Source organism: Pectobacterium colocasium (assembly GCF_020181655.1).
In the GTDB taxonomy this organism is placed as follows: domain Bacteria; phylum Pseudomonadota; class Gammaproteobacteria; order Enterobacterales; family Enterobacteriaceae; genus Pectobacterium; species Pectobacterium colocasium.
Window position 1 is genome coordinate 768,458 of the sequence record NZ_CP084032.1, and the last position, 20,024, is coordinate 788,481.

Below are 20,024 nucleotides of genomic sequence, written 5' to 3' on the forward strand. Positions count from 1 at the left end.
TTACATTATGTTGCCTGAGATTATTTCTTTCGATCGTCAAATTACATTGGTCGGCGACTCTGGAATCCAGTTTATGGATTTTGGTTTAACCCTTGGGCATTTGCCTGCTGGCGAATTTGTCAAGTTAGCTAACGGCGTACTCACCCGACTGATCTACAATGAGCAGCGTGATTACTATTTCTATCAACCCACTGCTGAAAATATAGAAAAAGCTAAAAGCCTGTACGATGTTCCGGTGGAACAGAGCGTTAAATTATTTGATGGCGTCTGGTTACCTCTTCCGTTGTTTCGCTTTAGCCCACCTAATGTGTATCAGGAAGGTCCACTGAACTGGGCTCGTTTTCGCCTGGTTAAGCTGGCGAAACCAGATATGGATGGGCACAGCCATCGCATGACATTGGCTATTGATACTCGCATCATGCCTAAGCAACACGCTGCTGCCGATCTCAGTCCAAATCAGGAAGATGTCAATGCGGGAGCTACGTTTGCTGTTGCTACTGCAACCTATGCGCTCAACTGGTATTTGACTCAGGATTGGGTAACAGATTGGCTAAAAGAAGTATTTACAGAAACCAACAAAAGCCGAGATATTGACGAACGCGAACAAGAAATTGCGCAGCAATATCCCATAGCCCACTACCTCAATCTCCTGTCATTGATGTCTATTCCGCTTGAAGGAATGCAAAACCAGACAGCGCCACGCATTGAATTACCACAATTTCGGATGATAGCCAACAGAGAAACCAATGCCATCAAACCGATCGCAGTCGATCTGATTCTTGATGTCGGTAATTCTCGGACTTGCGGGATTCTGATCGAGGATCATGGCCAGTCAGGCTCAGGACTTATGCAGAATTATGTCTTGAAGCTGCGCGATCTTAGCATGCCTGAACAGGTATACACTGAGCCCTTTGAGAGTCGGGTCGAGTTCACACAAGCCTTTTTCGGTAAAGATCACTGCTCTGTGCGCAGTGGTCGCCACGATGCTTTTCAATGGCCGACCATCGCCCGTGTCGGCGGTGAAGCCAGCCGTTTGGCCGCACGTCGTCGAGGGAGTGAAGGTTCCACTGGTTTGTCGAGTCCCAAACGTTATCTGTGGGATGAGAAATTTTATGGACAAGGTTGGCGCTTTAACGGCAGCTATGTGCAAGACAGTAATCCGTTAGCAACGGCAGCGCCGTTTGCCAACCTTATTGATGAGAGGGGGGAGGCTCTGCACACCATTGAAGATGAGATGGATCGTATTCCTGTATTCACCCCTCGCTATTCACGCAGTGCGCTAATGACGTTCATGCTGTCAGAGGTATTAACTCAGGCCATTAGCCAGATTAATAGCCCTGAACAGCGCATTCGTCAGGGGCATGCAGGTATCCCCCGTCAACTGCGGCATATTATTCTTACCGTTCCGCCAGGGTTGCCGATGGCTGAACGCTGCATTCTCGATGAGCGTATGCGCCAAGCGGTAGGTTTGGTATGGAAATCCTTGCGCTGGCATAGCGGCGAGAATGATCCTTATCTGGATGAGGAAGAATCACTTAACCAGGTGAACATCAAGATACCTCTTCCCAAGATCCGAGTAGAATGGGATGAAGCCTCCTGTGCCCAGCTTGTATATCTGTATACTGAGATTAATCAGAATTTCGCTGGTCATCCAGAAGTGTTCTTCGATACGCTTGGCCGACCAGATCGTAAAGAACGCGAAACGATTACTATTGCCTCGATAGATATTGGTGGCGGCACAACCGATTTAGTGATTACCGATTATTGTCTGGATCATAATGGCCTGAGCAGTGGTGGGGCTAATGCACATATTGTCCCCAAACAGCGTTTTCGAGATAGTTTCAAGATCGCTGGCGACGACATCCTGCTTGATGTTATTCAATCCTACCTGCAACCTGCCTTCGAACAAGCGCTACGAGACGCGGGTGTTGCATCAGTCGAAACGCTGATGTCTCAACTGTGTGGTTCTCAAAATATCAGTGCATCAGAAGCCGTTCTACGCCAACAGCTTAGCTTGCAATTTTTCGTGCCGTTGGCGCTGCATATTTTGAGCAGCTACGAGCAATACGATCCTCTTGATGAACAAACTCACCGTGTGATTAACCAGCGAGCGGGTGAGCTACTCCCTACAGGTAGCATCCGCGAGGAGGTTGAGGGATTTGTTCGCCGCGAAGTACAAAAAGCAGGGGGCACTAATGAATTCAAACTGGCAGAGATTAAACTCAATCTGCCACTGGTGAAGCTGCACAATGATTTTTACGCTGGTAGGTTCAACATCGGCAAGGTTCTCACCGCGTTGTGCGAAGTGTTGTCCTACTATCATTGCGATCTGCTACTGCTCACGGGACGACCTTCACAGCTACCGGGTATTCAGGCTCTTATCCGTCGTAATCTACCCTTACCCCCCGGACGGATATTGCCTTTGCATGGTTACCAGACGGGAACCTGGTATCCGTTCCACAAAAATGGTTATATCGACGATCCCAAGAGCACCGCGTCAGTCGGTGCAATGCTGTCTCAACTGTGCGCTAATCACAGTATTCCCAACTTCCATTTCCGCACGTCGGCGTTGAAGCCTTATTCAACGATTCGGCACATTGGTACCATTGATATGGATAACCTGATCCACGATGCTGAGATTATCTATCGTCATATCGAATCAGAAAACGGTCAGATCATACTACCTAAAATCGTTGGAGAAGAGGGTAATGAGACGACGCAACACATCATTATGCGCGGCGATCTGCGGCTAGGTTATCGTCAGTTGGACGCTGAACGCTGGTCCGCTACACCGCTATATACGTTGCGGTTTAGCGAAGAAGGCCGAAAAAAGTTTTCCGACTCGATCTCCATTGATAACGGCTCACCCTATCTGAAGGTGCGGTTGGCGATTGATACAAGAAAGAACGCGAATCCGTTGAGATTGATCAGCGATCGCCTGATTGTTTTAGAGGTGAGCAGTAATACTAACAAAACGTTTAGCAAACGAGATGTTGAACTGGAACTTAATACCATGCCTGAAACCGGGCTTATTGACAGCCGACACTGGCTTGATAGCGGGAGTGTAAAAAAATAATGATTAACGAACAGCAATCCCTTACTCAAGGTTGGTCAGCTATTGCCCAAGGTTGTAAAGAGGCTTTGGGCTGGGTAGAGACCGTGCGAGCAAATTCGCGCCGGCTGGATAACGAGGCTGACAAACTCACATTAAGCTTGCTGCGCACCTGTAACCAAGCTAATAGTCTCACCCAAGTTGCTACCACGCCGATGACGGTAGGTTTTTTTGGCATCTCACAAGCAGGAAAATCATACCTGATATCGGCGTTAGCCGCTGGCAGCGATGGCATGCTAGAAGCAACATACGGTAATCAGCAGGTAGACTTCATCAAAGAAGTCAATCCAGTAGGAGGAGGTAAAGAAGCGACCGGACTGGTCACCCGCTTTACCAAACAAATACCCACCTCTCCAGCAGGCTATCCCGTACCGTTACGTCTATTTAGCGAAATTGATCTGGCTAAGATCCTGGCGAATGCCTGGTTTAACGACTTCAACCATGAGCAATTAAGCTATCAGCTTGATGAGAATCATATTGAAGAACATCTACGTCCCTTCTTGCAACGTGCTGAACAAGGCGCACCATACAATGGTGTCAGCAGTGAAGATGTCGTTGCATTGTGGGATTATCTTAACGCGTCGTTCAAAAAATCAGTGGAAAAACTTGAACATGCCTATTGGCCGCAGGTACTGAAAATCGCACCGATGCTCAGCTCAGGCGAACGCGCGAAACTTTTCTCACTGCTGTGGGGCGAACTGCCTGCACTGACTGAGACTTATCGATCATTAGCGACCGTATTAGACAAACTCAATCATGCGCGTATGGTTTTTGCACCGCTAGAGACGCTGATCGATCAAAGCAACGGCAGTATCATGAATGTCGATAGCCTCAGTCGCCTTGGGTCACACCAAGATCGCCACGTCGAGATCCGCTTTTGGGATGACAATCAGCAGATCAATTACGCCAGCTTGTTACAAGCCGAGTTAGCGGCGTTAACCACAGAGCTGATCTTCCCTTTGGCAGAGGTCGCCAGTGACAGCATCATGAACCACGTTGATTTACTCGATTTTCCCGGTTATCGCGGTCGCCTCAAAATAACCTCGCTCGAAGATGCCGGGCGAGATGGCCAAAACCCAATATCGCAACTATTACTACGTGGCAAAGTGGCTTATCTGTTTGAGCGTTACACTGATAATCAGGAAATGAATGCTCTGGTAGTGTGCGCCAGTTCAGCCAAGCAAAGCGACGTCGCGGATGTTGGCCCAGTATTAAATCGTTGGGTGGAGAAAACACAAGGAAAAAGTGCCGACGAACGAGGTCATCGCAAGCCAGGGCTGTTTTGGGCCATCACCATGTGTGATGTGCGTATCAGCAACAGTCTGCAGCATACCGAAAGCCAACTGAAAGAGGGATGGGAGGGGATGCTGCACATCACACTGCTTGAGCGTTTCGCACAATATGACTGGCTACGACAGTGGGCACCAAACCAGGCATTCAACAACTGCTTCCTTGTTCGTAAACCAGGGATCGATAACCCTTTTCTTGTCCTTGAAGAGGAAGCGGATAAAGAAACACTCAAGGAAGTGGCGCTGACTGAACGCTACCATGCTGTGCTCGACACGATGTGTAGCGCGTTTATAAACGGGAAAAATGTGATTGAGCACGTCGCTGAACCAAAAGCCGCATGGCAAGCTATGCTCAAACTCAATGATGGTGGCATATCTCGCCTGACTCAGGCACTGTGTGGTGTTGCCCATCTGGATTTTAAATTAGAGCGTCTGCGACAACAATTACAAACATGTCGTCAGGAAACCGGCGATCAACGGCTTGGCCGCTGGTACGAACATGACGGTGATGGTCAGCAAGCTCAGAAAAAATCTATTGCTAAAACCTTGTGGCAAGGATTGTCTGCTTGCTCACACAGTATGGGAGAAATGATCAATCGTTTGGAGCTCCCCCCCCACGAACTGAACAACATCTATTTGAGTATCCGAGATCAGGAGCCACAAGAAACCCTCAACGATCGCCCTCAGAATGTATTTGCGAACAATCCATTTGCCGACAATCCATTTGCCGACAACCCGTTTGCACATGATCCCTTTGCTTCCTCCCCAGTGGATGATCAGGCGGCTATTGTTGAACCCACACCGTCCACGAAAAGGATAGGGCAAGACGATGAATTCGCCGAACAAGCATTCAAGGCCTGGGTAGCTCACTTAAGAGAGCTACCGCAACAAACCACGCAATGGCATCAGCTCGGCATGAACAGCGAATTGATTAATTTGTTAAGCGAAGAGTTGATCTCCGCAGCTACTCGTCAGGATCTCGAAGGCACATTAAAACATGCGTTGGCAGGCCAAGAGCAAGCCGGTACGCGTCGTGAGCACTTAATGGCACGTCAAGTGCTGCGTGCCCAATTGGTGATGCGTGATTTTCTTGCCTGGTTTGGCTATCTATCGTTACCTGAAGAACAGATCCCTAGCAGCTACGTGGATAACAAAAAAAAAGTGTTCGTGCATCAGGCTGGGCTCGCTGGCGATGAACTGCCACAGTTGCCAGCGGTAGCACCATCACCTGGGGTCGCCTACTTGGGCGATTGGCTGTCAGCACTGATGACGACCATTCTGGATAATGCTGGTCATAGCGCCACCCGCGATATCTCCGTCGAGCATAACCGACAACTCGGCCAAATCATCGCCCACTTGAAACAAGAGAACATGCCATGCTAGCTAAAATCATTGCCTGCCAACCGGCAGAGCCAGGGACAGCACAACTGATGGTTCGCCTGCGTGGTGAACAAGCATTGCTGACGAACCTGACTTTTATTCTTTGTAACAATGAGCAACACTACCTGCAACCTGACGGTAGCTGGAGCCCTGCACCGCATAAGTTTACCATCGGTAACAGCTACCCTTTAAACAGCGGTAGTGGTTTTCGTATTGGCTCAACCCTGCTTGATCCACTGCTGGCAAATGCTAGCCAGGTACAAATTCAAGTCGAGTTAGACTCAGGAGAAACACGCAATACCACGCTACAACTGGTACGTGACGAACTGTTCTCATCCGGTGCGCGTGGCCAAACCGGTGATTACAGTAGCAGTAGCGTGTTGACGACCTCAGAACCAGATTCAGCCTCTGTTACAACGCCAGAACCTATGCCAGTCTCAGAGTCGCTTGATCAGCCAGAGCCAGAGCCAGAGTTGGTGGTGCTACCACCACTTTCAGCTAATCATGACCTCAAACGCAAAAGCCAACCGTCACGTGTTCCCCTCATTGCCGCCGCATTACTGATTGTTCTGCTGATTGCAGTTGGAGGCGTGTGGTGGTTCCTGGGACGGGATGCCACAGCTAACGCTCCCAACGCGGTAGACACACAACAAGATGTCACGGCGGTGGCTTCGTTGGCCACAGCAGCAGAAGACAATCTTGCGACCAGCGATTGCTCTCCCACTAATCTGAACAGCCAAAAAGAGCTCGATTTCGTGCAACGTTGTGTGCAACAAAAACTCGATAGTGACAAGTATCTGGACATTATTCAGGCTGCTAAAAATGCGAATAAATGTGGTGTTGCGCAACGTTTGTATGCTAACCGAGCCCAGGGGGGAGATAGCAAAATCGCACTGGCTTATGCCAGCGAATACGATCCCAAAGATCATCAGCCAAATCAATGTTTCAAAGAAGCCGATCGAGACACTGCGGTTTATTGGTACGAAACCGTTCTGCAATTCGAGCCTGATAATCAAAAGGCCAAACAGCGTCTTGAGGACCTGAGAAAATGATAAGTTTTTCTATTCGTCAGTGGGTTTTACCTCTGTGTAGTTTGCTTCTTACAGGTCATGCACTGGCTGCTGATGGAGACAAACCACTGCTGCAAGAAGGGAAAAAAACCTTATATCAACGAGTACTCACTACGCCGGGCTGCAAACTGGGCACAACGGCAGGTGATAACAAAGGAAAATTACAACCAGCCTTTAGCAGCCTGTACGTTTATCAAAAAGCCGATGCTAATGGGGAGCGCTGGGTCAATGTTGGGCCGGATAGCTATGGCAAAACGATTGGTTGGTTACCACAATCGTGCACCGTTGACTGGAAAATGCAGTTGACTCTGGCATTCACCAACCCGGCGAACCGCGATCGTTTGCTATTTTTCAAAGAAAGAAAAAATCTGGATGACATTCTCGCGGCTGCGGATCCGGTCTCGTTGGTCGCACCACTGCGCGCCAAGCTGAAACGGGACGGTCAGGCAGAAGGTGTGCAGGCTCAGGAGCCAGAATTTTTTGTTGATTTGCAAAAGCAATTTTACCTGCTGCCCATCTTGAGTGGGGAAGAGATCATGACTGAAGAGGGGTTCTACACACGCCTGCTTAACGTCGCATCCGTCAGCAAGGCCGACCCCAACGCTAAACAGGTGGCAGATATCAACCAGCTAAAAGGGTTCAATGCAACGGTCTTATTCGTCATCGATTCCACTATTTCAATGGGGCCCTATATCGAGCGGACTAAAGAAGCCGTGAACAAGATTTACGACAAGATTAAACAGGAAAATCTGGGAGAGCAGGTTAAATTTGGCTTGATCTCGTATCGGTCAAATACCAACGTGGTGCCGGGTCTCGAATACAGAACCAAGATATATGCCGACCCCAACCAGGTTAAAGATGGCAAGGATTTTCTTAACAGGGTTGCGGACCTGAAAGAAGCCAAAGTATCCAGCTCGTTATATGATGAAGACGCCTATGCGGGTGTAATGTCTGCTATCGACGACATTGATTGGAGTAAGTTCGGCGCACGTTATATGGTCTTGATCACCGATGCCGGAGCTATTGACGGTAGCAACAAGCTATCAGGTACAGGCCTTGATGCCAAACAACTGCGGCTGGAAGCGGGTAACCGTGGTATCGCTATCTACACCTTGCACCTGAAGACCCCCAGCGGCAAAGATAACCACGCTAAGGCCGAAAGCCAATACCGCGATCTCTCCAACTTTGATAGCACGCAATCCAACCTTTACCAGGCCGTGAATGCGGGTGACCTGAATGCTTTTGGCCAGCAGGTTGATGCCCTTGCTTCGGCTATTACCGAGCAGGTCAAATCAGCTTATATGGGTGAGCCCGCTTTGGGAAGTGCACTCTATGCTAAAGATGAAGGTCAAAAGATGACGCCGGAAGAGAAGTTGCTTCAGGATACTGCTCTGATCGGCCATGCCATGCAGTTGGCTTACCTTGGCAAAAAGAATGGTACGAAAGCGCCACTGGTATTTAAGGCCTGGATCAGCGACCGCGATCTGATTAAGCAGAATATTCCCACTACTGACGTCCGGGTGCTGTTGACCAAAGGGCAGTTGAGCGATTTGAGCGATGTCGTCAATCAGATTCTGCAAGCCGCGAATGAGGGTATGATTTCCCCGACCAAAATGTTTGAGCGTTTACGAACCGTCGCTGCCACGATGGGAGCCGATCCCAATCAACTCAAGCTGCAGGAAAATGCCAAGATCACAGACCTTGGCGTATTAGGCGAATATCTTGCTGATCTCCCCTATCGCAGCGATGTTCTGAATCTCGATGAAGACACATGGAAAAGCTGGGATGGCCTGTCACAAGAGAAATTTATCCGTACCTTGTCGACTAAACTGCGTCATTATCAAAAGTACAATGCCGATGTCGACCGTTGGGTTGAACTCGCAAAAGACAGCGACCCGCGCGATCGTGTCTATCCTGTACCGCTGGAAATGATGCCCTGATGCTGCATATTCAAGACTTGTGCATTTTACGTGGTCAGGGGGAGCAAGCGCATCGTGTTTGTCTGTCCGAGCTCACGCTGCGACCAGGTCACGTGATGGCGGTTACCGGCGAAAGTGGCTGCGGCAAAAGCACATTGCTCGAAGCGATGGGACTATTACTGCGTCCCAGCAGTGTTACACGCTTTGAGTTAAACGAAGAAGGTCAACAGCTTGATGTCGCAGCATTGCTTAATGCCAACCGGCAAGCCGAGCTGGCAGGTATTCGTGCGCGCCAGCTCGGATTCGTGCTGCAAAATGGCGGCTTACTTCCCTATCTGACCGTATACGACAACATCCGGCTACCCTGCCAGTTGCTCGGGATAGAACCAGACAAAGCAATGCTGTCCAGAATTATCAATACGCTGAAACTAAAGCCATTATTGGCTAAATATCCGGCGCAGCTCTCATTTGGTGAGCGGCAGAGAAGCGCATTTGCTCGTGCTATCTTACACCGTCCAAGGCTGGTTCTGGCAGACGAGCCGACAGCCGCTCTTGACCCATACAATTCGCAGCAACTGTTTAGTCTATTTATCGAACTGGTTCGTCAGGAAGGCATGATGGCACTTGTCGCTTGTCACGACTGGCCTCTGGTTAAGCGTTTTGATTTACCTTGTCTTACCGCTCGTCTTGACGACATGCCAGGTGACCAAACACAAGGTGTAGTAAGGGGGGTAACCCACTTTGTCCTTTAATCGGCTTTTACTGCTTGGTCGTCTGACATGTCAGGATCTATGGCATGATCGCATCATTTCTTTTTGCATCATCTCATCTCTGATCGCCGTTATCGCCCCGCTATTGCTCCTATTTGGCCTGCGTTTTGGGATTGTAAGCCAGTTGCAGGACGATTTGGCTAGCGATCCGCGCAATCTCGAGATCCGTATGCTCAGCAGCGGAAGTTATGACCAGCTCTGGATAGAACACCTGCGCCAACGCCCCGATGTGGGCTTTGCTATTGGACAAACTCGGTCACTGAACACCCTGGCCGACCTGCAAACGGACAGCAGCCATTTCATTGAAAATGCTGAAGTCATTCCCACCGCCGTAGGTGATCCATTGTTAGGGCGTCTTGAGCTTCATCGAGAGAATGATGTGGTAGTAACACAAGAAGCGGCGCGCAAACTGGCAGTCAACGTAGGAGATACAATCAACATACGAGTGAGCCGTCTGCTTGATGCGCGTCATGAGTGGGGGCGTAGCAGTGTCAGGGTAACGGGAATTCTCCCTGCAACCTATTTCAATCGCTCAGCCATATTCACCCAGCCTGAATTTTTACTGATGCTTGAACATTTCCGCGACGGTTACGCTGCACCCGCTCTTGGTGTTAACAACGGTGCTAAAATGGGTGACCCTTCGCCTCGTTATGCCCGTGCTCGGCTGTATGCCAAAGACATCGACCTGGTTGCCAACCTTGAACATGACCTCAGGGCCCAGCGCATCGAAACATCAAGTCGATTGGCGGATATTGAAAATGTGAAAAGTATCAACCGTGTACTGGGCGTGATTTTCAACACGATTGCCGCAACTGCACTTATCGGCTGCATTGCCTCTCTGATTGGCTCGTTTATCGCTAATGTCGATCGCAAACGCAAGCATATTGCCGTACTGCGCCTGCTGGGGTTCACAGAACCTGCCGTCGGGTTGTACGTGATATTGCAAGGCTGTCTGCTCAGCCTTGCGGCCTATATAGGAGGTTACGGTATTTATCTGATAGCCAGCCAGGTATTTAACCGTGCGTTGGCCGGGAGCCAGTCGACAGGCCAGATGCTGTGCAAGATCACCCTGGAACATAGTCTGGTTGCCATGGCTCTGACTGCGGTCGTCGCAATCCTTGTTGCCAGCATTGGGGCTTATCGCGCTATCAATATTGAACCGGCGCAAAGCTTGCGTGAAGTATGACGCTTAATTATCTCATTTCATTATCCATTTTAATCAGCGGAGACTGTCTGTGAACTACACCCCTTCTTCATTATCGCCCTGGCTGTTGCTTGGCTTGTTCATGAATATATCTCCCGTGCTCGCCACTGCCTGGGATGAAAAGACCTTTAATCCTAAACCCGACAGTGAAGATATTATCTTGCCGATGCCTTGTGAGGGGTCAATGGTGTTTCGTCGAATTGATATTCCTGGGGCTGGCCCTCTCGATGATTTGCCGGTAACGCTCGGGCAGGATAGTGGGGAATGGGGGGTTATAGAACACAGCTACCCCGCCTTTATCGCCGGAAGCTTTGCTGACCCAAGCAAAAGTGGCGGGCGCTATTACCTAATGGCCAAATATGAGCTTACGACCTTGCAATATCAGGCGTTGATGGCGGGGGAGGGTAATTGCCCCACACCTTCGCGCAAACTTGATGAGCCAGCAACCGGGATGAGCTGGTTCGATGCAGTTAGTGTCGCCGATAAATACAACCAATGGCTGCGCAGCAAAGAACGTGACAAATTACCCAAAGAAGAAGATGAACCAGGTTTTTTGCGACTGCCAACGGAAGTGGAATGGGAATTTGCCGCCCGTGGAGGGCTAAAAGTTAATAGCGCCGAGTTTCGCGACCAGCGCTATCCGATGGATGATATCAAGAATTATGAATCGTACAGCGGTGCTCAATCCTCTAATGGAAGAGTGCAACTCGTGGGGCGTCTCAAGCCCAACCCACTCGGCCTGCATGACATGCTTGGCAATGTATCAGAGATGATGTTTACCCCCTTCTCTCTTAACAAACTGGATCGGATGCATGGTCAAGTCGGGGGCTTCGTGGTGCGCGGTGGAAACTATCTGTCCGACGAGTCAGAGATCCGCAGTGCGGCACGTAAAGAAGTGAATTACTACGATAATGCCGCGCCTGCTAGCAGTAAAACGATAGGGTTTCGCCTGGTGGTAGTTTCCCGAACAATAACCTCACAGGCCAGAGTGAAGCAACTCGAAAAAAGTTGGCAAACACTTGGCACCGATAACCCGAGTGCCGACCAGAAAAAAGATGAATCGAAAGACACAGCCAAAGCGTTAGGTAGCCTTGCTTCTGGGATCGAGGATGCCGCGCTGAAACAAAAGCTCAAAGAACTGGAAAATCAACTACGTGCCAGCAATCAAAAACAAGAAGAAGAGCGTGCCCAATCGGTCCGTGCCAGCCTCAACTTAGGTTCCTTCCTGTGTACCAAACTGCAAGATGACGGTCGTTTCCTTGATTTCTTGAATCACAACTACGACCAGCTTTGCAAAGACAGTGACGGAAACGATACAAATTGTGCTAACCGCAAAGCCAAATTAGGTGAGCAAACTGAACGACTACAGCAACTTACTGGTTACTACGCCAGTAGCCTGGTTGATTCAGCGACGCTATATGGGCAAGAAGGGCTGAAACCTGAAGTCGCCGTTTTTGATCAAATGCTCACCCTCAACAAACGGCTCTCCGGACTCAAACCGTTCCTCGCCGCTCACTGGCAGAATCAGCAGAAATATTTGTCAAACGGTAAGATTGATACCGCAGGGTGGCTGAAAAGCTGCAAGTTGGTATCCGCTAGCCATTAAGATTGACTCACATCCTCTTAGCCACGATCAGCGTTAAGCGGATGTGTCATGAAAGATCATTTTTCCGAAAAACACGATCGAATTAATCAATGCACCGATACTGCCTAAGAGTGGGCTGCCTGAAGTTCGGTGTTGATTTTTGATTGAAAAAATCTAATTTAGCGTTGTTTTTGTCATTAGATTATCTAATCCTAAAGGTGTTTTTATTCGGGTGCCATTTCCTGAGTTATCCCGTTTAAATGTCATTAATCTTCGATATTCTCTCACTTAAACAAAAAAAATATGCTTTTTTTTGTTTTTTATTCAGCATATTTGTCTGCTTTGCTTTCTGTGAGTGACTTGGCTTTCTTTGTGTTCTATATAATTTATCTTATGACTGAGAGTGTGGTTTAACCTGCGCTTCGGTGGTAAGTTCAGTGAGAAGATATCGTTTGCGCAGTGTGTTTTATCGCCTGAACGCCATGCGCTGAAGAGGGATGAGAATGGCAAAGCAGACTCCGTTGTACCAACAGCATCTGGCCGATGGCGCCAAAATGGTGGATTTTCACGGCTGGATGATGCCGCTGCATTACGGCTCTCAACTGGATGAGCATCATATTGTGCGCCGGGAAGCCGGTATTTTTGATGTTTCCCACATGACTATCGTCGATTTGCATGGTGCGAGAACGCGTGAATTCTTGCGTTACCTGCTGGCGAATGATGTCGCCAAACTGACACAGCCGGGCAAGGCGCTGTATACCGGCATGCTGAATGCTTCCGGTGGCGTCATCGACGATCTGATCGTTTATTTTCTTACGGAAGATGATTTCCGGCTGGTCGTGAACTCCGCGACGCGCGAAAAAGATCTCGCCTGGATCGGGCAGCATGCTGCGCCGTTCGGGGTTGAAATCCGTGAGCGCGACGATCTGGCGCTGGTCGCGGTACAAGGTCCGCAGGCGCAGGAAAAAGTGCAGGAATGCCTGAAGGCGAAAGGCTTGAATGATGCAGACGTGGCAGCGTTAGCCAGCATGAAGCCATTTTTTGGCAAGCAGGTAGGGGATTTCTTCGTCGCTACGACGGGTTACACGGGCGAAGCTGGTTATGAAATTGCTCTGCCGAGTGAACAGGTGGTCGACTTCTGGCAGCAACTGCTGGCTGTTGGCGTGAAGCCATGCGGTCTGGGCGCGCGCGATACGCTGCGGCTGGAAGCCGGAATGAACCTGTATGGTCAGGATATGGATGAAGGCATTTCGCCGCTGGCGGCCAATATGGGCTGGACTATCGCCTGGCAGCCGGAGGATCGCCAGTTTATCGGGCGTGAAGCACTAACGCATCAGCGTGAAAAAGGGACCGATCAACTGGTTGGTTTGGTGCTGACGGAAAAAGGCGTATTGCGCAATGATTTACCTGTGCGCTTTACTGATAGTGATGGCGTGATGCGCGAAGGGGTTATCACCAGCGGATCGTTCTCGCCAACGCTTGGCGTGAGCATCGCGCTGGCGCGTGTTCCGGTGGGGATTGGTGAACAGGCGATAGTGCAGATTCGCAACCGCGAACTGCCCGTCCGCGTGACCAAACCCGGCTTTGTTCGTGCCGGAAAAGCCATCGTTCAGTATTGATAGCGGCTTGCCTGTAAAGATAAGCGCATAGGATTAACGACTTTAGGAAAGGGGATGCAATGAGCAATGTACCAGCAGAATTAAAATACACCACGTCGCATGAATGGGTACTGCACGAGGGCGGCGGTATCTACAGCGTGGGCATTACCGAGCACGCGCAGGAACTTCTGGGTGACATGGTCTTTATCGATTTACCTGAAGTGGGCACGGTCGTCGCCGCAGGCGATGACTGCGCGGTGGCGGAGTCGGTAAAAGCGGCGTCAGATATTTATGCGCCCATTAGCGGTGAGATCGTGGAAGTGAACGAAGAGCTGGAAAGCTCCCCTGAACTGGTCAACAGCGCGCCTTATGCCGATGGCTGGCTGTTCCGCATCAGAATTTCTGATGAGTCTGATTTAGACGAACTGCTTGATGCCGAAGGCTATCAGGCTTCTTTGGAAGACGACGACGAGTAGTTATCGTGCCCCGGTCTCTATGCCGGGGCGTGTTGTTTTATGCGCCCGCGGCATCTTCAGCGCGGTAGCCAGCACGATTAATGCAGGCACGATTGATCAAGGAAAGTACTGTAATGACCCAAACACTCAGTCAACTCGAACATGACGGCGCGTTTATCGAGCGCCATATCGGCCCTTCCGTCAGCCAACAGCAGCACATGCTGTCGGTGGTGGGCGCAACGTCGCTGGACGCGCTGATCCGCCAGATTGTCCCGGTGGATATTCAATTGCCTAGCCCGCCAGCGGTGGGAGAGGCGGTGACGGAACATGAAGCGTTAGCTGAGCTGAAGGCCATTGCAGGGCGCAATCAACGTTATAAAAGCTATATCGGTATGGGCTACAGCGCGGTGCTGATGCCACCGGTAATTTTGCGCAACGTGCTCGAAAATCCGGGCTGGTACACCGCTTATACGCCGTATCAGCCGGAAGTCTCTCAGGGACGTCTTGAAGCGCTGCTGAATTTTCAGCAGGTCACACAGGATTTAACGGGTCTGGACTTGGCCTCCGCCTCGTTGCTAGATGAAGCGACTGCGGCGGCGGAAGCGATGGCGATGGCAAAACGCATCAGTAAACTCAAGCAGGCTGAGCGTTTCTTCGTTGCAGACGACGTGCATCCCCAAACGCTGGATGTGGTGCGTACCCGCGCGGAAACCTTTGGTTTTGAGATTGTTGTCGGTAAAGCGGAAGAGGCACTGAAAGACGATGCGGTGTTTGGCGTACTGCTGCAACAGGTGGGGACGACGGGCGAGCTGCACGATTACAGCGATCTGATGGCGGCACTGAAAGCGCGTAAGGTCGTCAGTTGCGTGGCGTCGGACATCATGGCGCTGGTGTTGCTGGCCGCGCCGGGCAAGCAAGGAGCAGACATTGTCTTCGGCTCCGCACAGCGCTTTGGTGTGCCGATGGGTTACGGCGGGCCACACGCGGCCTTCTTCGCCTGCCGCGACGAGCATAAACGTGCGATGCCGGGACGTATCATCGGCGTGTCGCGCGATGCGGCAGGCAACACCGCGCTGCGCATGGCGATGCAGACGCGTGAACAGCACATTCGCCGTGAGAAGGCGAACTCCAATATTTGTACCTCTCAGGTGTTGCTGGCCAACATTGCGGGGATGTATGCGGTATTCCACGGGCCGAAAGGGCTCAAACGTATCGCAGGGCGCATCCACCGTCTGACCGATATTCTGGCGGCGGGATTAACGCAGGGCGGGCTGCTGCTGCGCCATCGCAGCTGGTTCGACACGCTGACGATTGAGGTTGCGGACAAGGACGCGGTGCTGAGCCGGGCATTAAGTTTTGGCATCAACTTGCGCAGCGATTTGGCGAGTGCGGTAGGCATCACGCTGGATGAAGCGACCACGCGTGAAGATGTGCTGGCGCTGTTTGCCGTGCTGTTAGGTGACGATCACGGGTTGGATATCGACGCACTTGATGCTGCCATCTGCCAGAAAGCAGCAACGATCCCCGCCGGGCTGGTGCGCCACGATGCGATCCTGTCGCATCCGGTGTTCAACCGTTATCACAGCGAAACCGAGATGATGCGCTACCTGCACCGTCTGGCGCGTAAGGATCTGGCACTGAATCAGGCGATGATCCCGCTGGGTTCCTGCACCATGAAGCTCAACGCGGCGGCGGAAATGCTGCCGATTACCTGGCCGGAATTTGCCGAGCTGCATCCATTCTGTCCGCCGGAACAGGCGCTGGGCTATCGTCAAATGATCGAACAGCTATCGGGTTGGCTGGTTCAACTGACGGGCTATGACGCGATTTGCATGCAGCCCAACTCAGGCGCACAAGGGGAATACGCGGGGCTGCTGGCGATTCGCCGCTATCATGAAAGTCGCAATGAGGCGGGTCGTCATCTCTGTCTGATTCCTAGCTCTGCCCACGGTACGAACCCGGCATCGGCGCAGATGGCGGGGATGGACGTGGTGGTGGTCGCCTGTGACAAACAGGGCAATATCGATCTGCACGATCTGCGTGAGAAAGCACAGGCGGCGGGCGAACAGCTTTCCTGCATCATGGTGACCTATCCATCCACTCACGGCGTTTATGAAGAGACGATCCGGGAAGTGTGCCAGATCGTGCATCAATACGGCGGTCAGGTGTATCTGGACGGTGCGAACATGAACGCGCAGGTTGGCATCACTACGCCGGGCTATATCGGCGCAGACGTCTCGCATCTGAATCTACATAAAACCTTCTGTATTCCGCACGGCGGCGGTGGGCCGGGCATGGGGCCGATTGGCGTGAAAGCGCATCTGGCGCCGTTTGTACCGGGTCATCAGGTGGTAAAAATGGCTGGTGTATTGACGGATCAGGGCGCGGTATCGGCGGCGCCGTTCGGTAGTGCTTCGATTCTGCCGATTAGCTGGATGTACATCCGCATGATGGGGGCGGAAGGGCTCAAACAGGCCAGCCAGATGGCGATCCTGAACGCCAACTACATTGCGACGCGCTTACAGCAGGCCTATCCGGTGCTTTACACTGGCCGTGACGGTCGCGTGGCGCACGAATGTATTCTGGATATTCGCCCACTCAAAGAGAGCACGGGTATCAGTGAGATGGATATCGCCAAGCGCCTGATCGACTATGGTTTCCATGCGCCAACCATGTCGTTCCCGGTCGCGGGCACGCTGATGGTAGAGCCAACGGAATCGGAGAGTCAGGTCGAGATCGATCGCTTTATCGACGCGATGCTGGCGATCCGCGCTGAAATCAGCCGCGTTGCGCTGGGTGAATGGCCGCTGGACGATAACCCGCTGGTGAACGCACCGCATACACAGGCGGAGCTGGTGGCTGACTGGGCGCATCCGTACAGCCGTGAGCTGGCAGTATTCCCGGCAGGTAGCGAACACAAATACTGGCCGAGCGTGAAGCGTCTGGACGACGTTTACGGTGACCGTAATCTGTTCTGCTCGTGTGTGCCGATGAGCGAGTATGCGTAATTAACTGCGATCGTTGAGATTGTTACTGACAGTGATAGGCGGACACTGAGTTATCGAATTAACGATAGTTTTCAGATACCGCCTTGTATCACCTAATCAGTTAGGCATAAGCAGTGGATAGGGATAGCCCAAAATGGAGAAAAGATGAAAGTCAGACTTGCAGAACCTGATGAAGCAGAAGAATGTTGGGAGATCAGGAATCAGGCTATCCGCCATGGGTGCAAGAGCAGCTATGAAGCGACAATTATTGCAGCATGGACACCAGAATCCATGCCGGAGGGATACAGGCGAGCTATTGCTACTAACCCTTTCTTTGTTGTTGTGGGTTTAGATAACAGACCGGTTTCTACAGGCTTTCTTGATATTTCTTCTCGCAGTGTTGAGGCTATTTTTACCTTGCCTGAGTATGTTGGGAGAGGATTGGGGGGAATGATTCTTGACGCTATAAAGCATGAAGCACGCACACGTGGTTATGAGCAATTAACATTATCCTCAACCCCTAATGCTCACTCTTTCTATCAAAAGCATGGTTTTTTGTTTCAGCAGGAAAGCTTATATCAATCCACTCTTACTGGGAGTGAGATGCGCTGTATAGATATGGTTTTCAAATTATAGTATTGGCTGCTCTGCGGCTTGTATGGTGCCAGCTCATCGTTGTACTGAATTTAACACCTCAACTTAGTCAGCGAATTATTTACTTTCGAAAACAAACTGTCATTAAACTGACGCCCCACTGACACGCTAGCGTTCTAGGGTAAGGCCTCTGTGTTTCACACTGAACGGCCTTTGAGTTATGCGTGCAAAATGCTTTCCCTACCTTGTGCTGTTGCCGACGCTGGTTTTTTTGCTTGCCTTCACCTATTTCCCCCTGCTGCGCTCGATCATCGATAGCTTGTATGACACCCGACTGAATGCCGATACGCCGCTGTTCGTCGGGATGGATAATTTTGTGCGTCTGGTGCAGGACGCGGTGTTCTGGCAGGCCTTGCTGAACAACGTGCTGTATATCCTGATGACGGTGGTGCCTGGCGTGCTGCTGGCGCTGTTGCTCGCGGTGCTGTTGTGGGAAAACACACGCGTTAACCGCTGGCTGCGTACTGCTTTCTTCTTTCCAATGATTATTCCGCTGGTGAGCGCCGCAACGCTGTGGCTATTCATCTTTATGCCGGGGCTGGGGTTGCTGGATTACTACCTGGCGAAGGTGTTCGGCCCGATGAACAACAACTATCTCGGCATGAGCGATAGTGCGCTGGTGGCGGTGAGCGTCATCGGTATCTGGAAATTCGCCGGTTACTACATGCTGTTTTTTCTCGCTGGTCTGCAAGCCGTTTCTGCTTCCGCTCGTGAGGCAGCGCTGATGGAAGGGGCTTCACGGCGTCAGGTATTTTTCTACGTCACGCTGCCGCTGCTGCGGCCAACCATCGCTTTTGTGGTCACTATCGCCTTTATCTACGCCATCACTCAGATCGACCATGTCGCCGTGATGACGCGCGGCGGGCCGAATAACGCGACGACTGTGCTGCTCTATTACATTCAGGATCTGGCGAATGATACGCACGATCTGGGCAAAGCCTCCGCGGCCACCTTCCTGACGTTGGCGATGCTATTCGTTTTTTCCATGATGAATCTGAAAGTGCTGGAGAAGGGGGCGCATTATGAGCGCTGAAAATCAGATCGTTGACGTTCAGAACGTGAAAAGTCCACGCGTTGAAAGCCGAAACGTGATCAACCCGCTTCGTATCACGACGCGTTTCACGCTGCCGCTGCTGCTGATTTGCGCCGCATTACTGTGGGTCAGCCCGTTTATCTGGATGCTGTCTGCGTCCGTTAGCACCAGCAGCTTCGGCGTGGACATGGCTTCACTGCTGCCGCGTCTCCCGCTCACGCTTGATAACTTCCGCGAGGCGTGGGACAGCGCTAACTGGCTACAGCTTTATACCAATACGCTGATTTTTGCGGTCGGCACGTTTCTGGTGCAGTTGGTGACGATCACCACAGCGGGCTACATCTTTGCCTACCACGAGTTTCGCGGCAAAACATTGCTGTTTTACCTGCTGTTGATTCAATTGATGATCATGCCCGTCGTCATGATGGTGCCAAACATGATGACGCTCAAACAGCTCGGCCTGCTCAATACCCTGACTGGCGTGATGATGCCGTATTTCGCCTCGGCGTTTGGCGTGTTTTTGATGCGTCAGGCATTTCTCAATATTGCCAAAGAGATCGAAGAAGCCGCGTTGATGGAGGGCTGCCGCTGGTGGCAGGTGGTGTTCCACGTCCTGATCCCGATGACCTGGCCGTCGATTCTGGCTTTCGCCACGGTCAGCATTACCTACCACTGGAACGAATATCTCTGGCCGCTGATGGTGCTCAACGACCCTGACAAACAGGTGCTGACCATCGGGCTGGTGTCGTTCGCTATGGGCGCGGAGTCCGGTGGGCAGTGGGGATTGATCTGCGCAGGTACGCTGCTGGTGTGCTTGCCGCTGATGGTGGCTTTCGTGTTGTTCCAGAAGCAGTTCCTGAGCAGTTTCGGCTTCTCGGGCATTAAGTGAATCGCTGCAAGGGTATGTGGGTGAATGCAGGGCGATTTAAGCATGGGTTTAGGGGGAAACACGGTGATGAGGTTCCCGG

Annotated in this window: 13 protein-coding genes; all 13 read left to right on the plus strand. The window is 51.3% G+C overall.

Annotation, left to right across the window (positions count from 1 at the left end; genetic code table 11):
* The first annotated feature begins 7 nt into the window (after window positions 1-7).
* The 13 genes from LCF41_RS03500 to LCF41_RS03560 all read left to right on the plus strand — a co-directional run bounded on the left by LCF41_RS03500 (window position 8) and on the right by LCF41_RS03560 (window position 19,945).
* Complete coding sequence (locus LCF41_RS03500; RefSeq protein WP_225086903.1) at window positions 8-3,076, plus strand: virulence factor SrfB; 3,069 nt, start codon at window positions 8-10, stop codon at window positions 3,074-3,076.
* Window positions 3,076-5,784, plus strand: coding sequence for a putative virulence factor (locus tag LCF41_RS03505; RefSeq protein WP_225086904.1), 2,709 nt, complete (start codon window positions 3,076-3,078; stop codon window positions 5,782-5,784). Before LCF41_RS03500 ends, LCF41_RS03505 begins: the two co-directional genes overlap by 1 nt.
* A complete protein-coding gene (locus LCF41_RS03510) occupies window positions 5,778-6,833 on the plus strand; it encodes a hypothetical protein (RefSeq protein WP_225086905.1) in 1,056 nt (351 codons plus the stop codon). Before LCF41_RS03505 ends, LCF41_RS03510 begins: the two co-directional genes overlap by 7 nt.
* Window positions 6,830-8,791 carry a vWA domain-containing protein gene (locus LCF41_RS03515; RefSeq protein ID WP_225086906.1) on the plus strand — a complete coding sequence of 654 codons (1,962 nt, stop codon included), beginning with the start codon at window positions 6,830-6,832 and terminating at the stop codon, window positions 8,789-8,791. Before LCF41_RS03510 ends, LCF41_RS03515 begins: the two co-directional genes overlap by 4 nt.
* Window positions 8,791-9,522, plus strand: coding sequence for an ABC transporter ATP-binding protein (locus LCF41_RS03520; RefSeq protein ID WP_225086907.1), 732 nt, complete (start codon window positions 8,791-8,793; stop codon window positions 9,520-9,522). Before LCF41_RS03515 ends, LCF41_RS03520 begins: the two co-directional genes overlap by 1 nt.
* Complete coding sequence (locus LCF41_RS03525; RefSeq protein WP_225086908.1) at window positions 9,512-10,726, plus strand: ABC transporter permease; 1,215 nt, start codon at window positions 9,512-9,514, stop codon at window positions 10,724-10,726. The genes LCF41_RS03520 and LCF41_RS03525 overlap by 11 nt, the downstream gene beginning before the upstream one ends.
* A 49-nt stretch (window positions 10,727-10,775) precedes the next feature.
* Complete coding sequence (locus tag LCF41_RS03530; RefSeq protein WP_225086909.1) at window positions 10,776-12,350, plus strand: SUMF1/EgtB/PvdO family nonheme iron enzyme; 1,575 nt, start codon at window positions 10,776-10,778, stop codon at window positions 12,348-12,350.
* A 482-nt stretch (window positions 12,351-12,832) separates the two neighbouring features.
* The gene (gene gcvT, locus LCF41_RS03535; protein ID WP_225086910.1) at window positions 12,833-13,948 is read left to right on the plus strand and encodes a glycine cleavage system aminomethyltransferase GcvT; all 1,116 of its coding nucleotides are present in this window, start codon (window positions 12,833-12,835) and stop codon (window positions 13,946-13,948) included.
* 59 nt (window positions 13,949-14,007) lie between these two features.
* Window positions 14,008-14,403, plus strand: a complete 396-nt coding sequence (gene gcvH, locus LCF41_RS03540; RefSeq protein WP_225086911.1) for a glycine cleavage system protein GcvH — start codon at window positions 14,008-14,010, stop codon at window positions 14,401-14,403.
* A 113-nt stretch (window positions 14,404-14,516) separates the two neighbouring features.
* Window positions 14,517-17,390, plus strand: a complete 2,874-nt coding sequence (gene gcvP, locus LCF41_RS03545) for an aminomethyl-transferring glycine dehydrogenase (protein ID WP_225086912.1) — start codon at window positions 14,517-14,519, stop codon at window positions 17,388-17,390.
* Between the two features lie 144 nt (window positions 17,391-17,534).
* The gene (locus tag LCF41_RS03550; RefSeq protein ID WP_225086913.1) at window positions 17,535-18,005 is read left to right on the plus strand and encodes a GNAT family N-acetyltransferase; all 471 of its coding nucleotides are present in this window, start codon (window positions 17,535-17,537) and stop codon (window positions 18,003-18,005) included.
* 178 nt (window positions 18,006-18,183) lie between these two features.
* The gene (locus LCF41_RS03555) at window positions 18,184-19,056 is read left to right on the plus strand and encodes a carbohydrate ABC transporter permease (RefSeq protein ID WP_225086914.1); all 873 of its coding nucleotides are present in this window, start codon (window positions 18,184-18,186) and stop codon (window positions 19,054-19,056) included.
* Window positions 19,046-19,945, plus strand: a complete 900-nt coding sequence (locus tag LCF41_RS03560; RefSeq protein ID WP_225086915.1) for a carbohydrate ABC transporter permease — start codon at window positions 19,046-19,048, stop codon at window positions 19,943-19,945. Before LCF41_RS03555 ends, LCF41_RS03560 begins: the two co-directional genes overlap by 11 nt.
* Window positions 19,946-20,024 lie beyond the last annotated feature (79 nt).

What these genes read in the sequence shown, in the direction of transcription:
- LCF41_RS03515 (WP_225086906.1), top strand. Translation starts at nt 6,830, where the DNA reads ATGATAAGTTTTTCTATTCGTCAGTGGGTTTTACCTCTGTGTAGTTTG.
- gcvH (WP_225086911.1), top strand. Translation starts at nt 14,008, where the DNA reads ATGAGCAATGTACCAGCAGAATTAAAATACACCACGTCGCATGAATGG.
- LCF41_RS03510 (WP_225086905.1), top strand. Translation starts at nt 5,778, where the DNA reads ATGCTAGCTAAAATCATTGCCTGCCAACCGGCAGAGCCAGGGACAGCA.
- LCF41_RS03555 (WP_225086914.1), top strand. Translation starts at nt 18,184, where the DNA reads ATGCGTGCAAAATGCTTTCCCTACCTTGTGCTGTTGCCGACGCTGGTT.
- gcvP (WP_225086912.1), top strand. Translation starts at nt 14,517, where the DNA reads ATGACCCAAACACTCAGTCAACTCGAACATGACGGCGCGTTTATCGAG.
- gcvT (WP_225086910.1), top strand. Translation starts at nt 12,833, where the DNA reads ATGGCAAAGCAGACTCCGTTGTACCAACAGCATCTGGCCGATGGCGCC.
- LCF41_RS03560 (WP_225086915.1), top strand. Translation starts at nt 19,046, where the DNA reads ATGAGCGCTGAAAATCAGATCGTTGACGTTCAGAACGTGAAAAGTCCA.
- LCF41_RS03500 (WP_225086903.1), top strand. Translation starts at nt 8, where the DNA reads ATGTTGCCTGAGATTATTTCTTTCGATCGTCAAATTACATTGGTCGGC.
- LCF41_RS03550 (WP_225086913.1), top strand. Translation starts at nt 17,535, where the DNA reads ATGAAAGTCAGACTTGCAGAACCTGATGAAGCAGAAGAATGTTGGGAG.
- LCF41_RS03505 (WP_225086904.1), top strand. Translation starts at nt 3,076, where the DNA reads ATGATTAACGAACAGCAATCCCTTACTCAAGGTTGGTCAGCTATTGCC.
- LCF41_RS03520 (WP_225086907.1), top strand. Translation starts at nt 8,791, where the DNA reads ATGCTGCATATTCAAGACTTGTGCATTTTACGTGGTCAGGGGGAGCAA.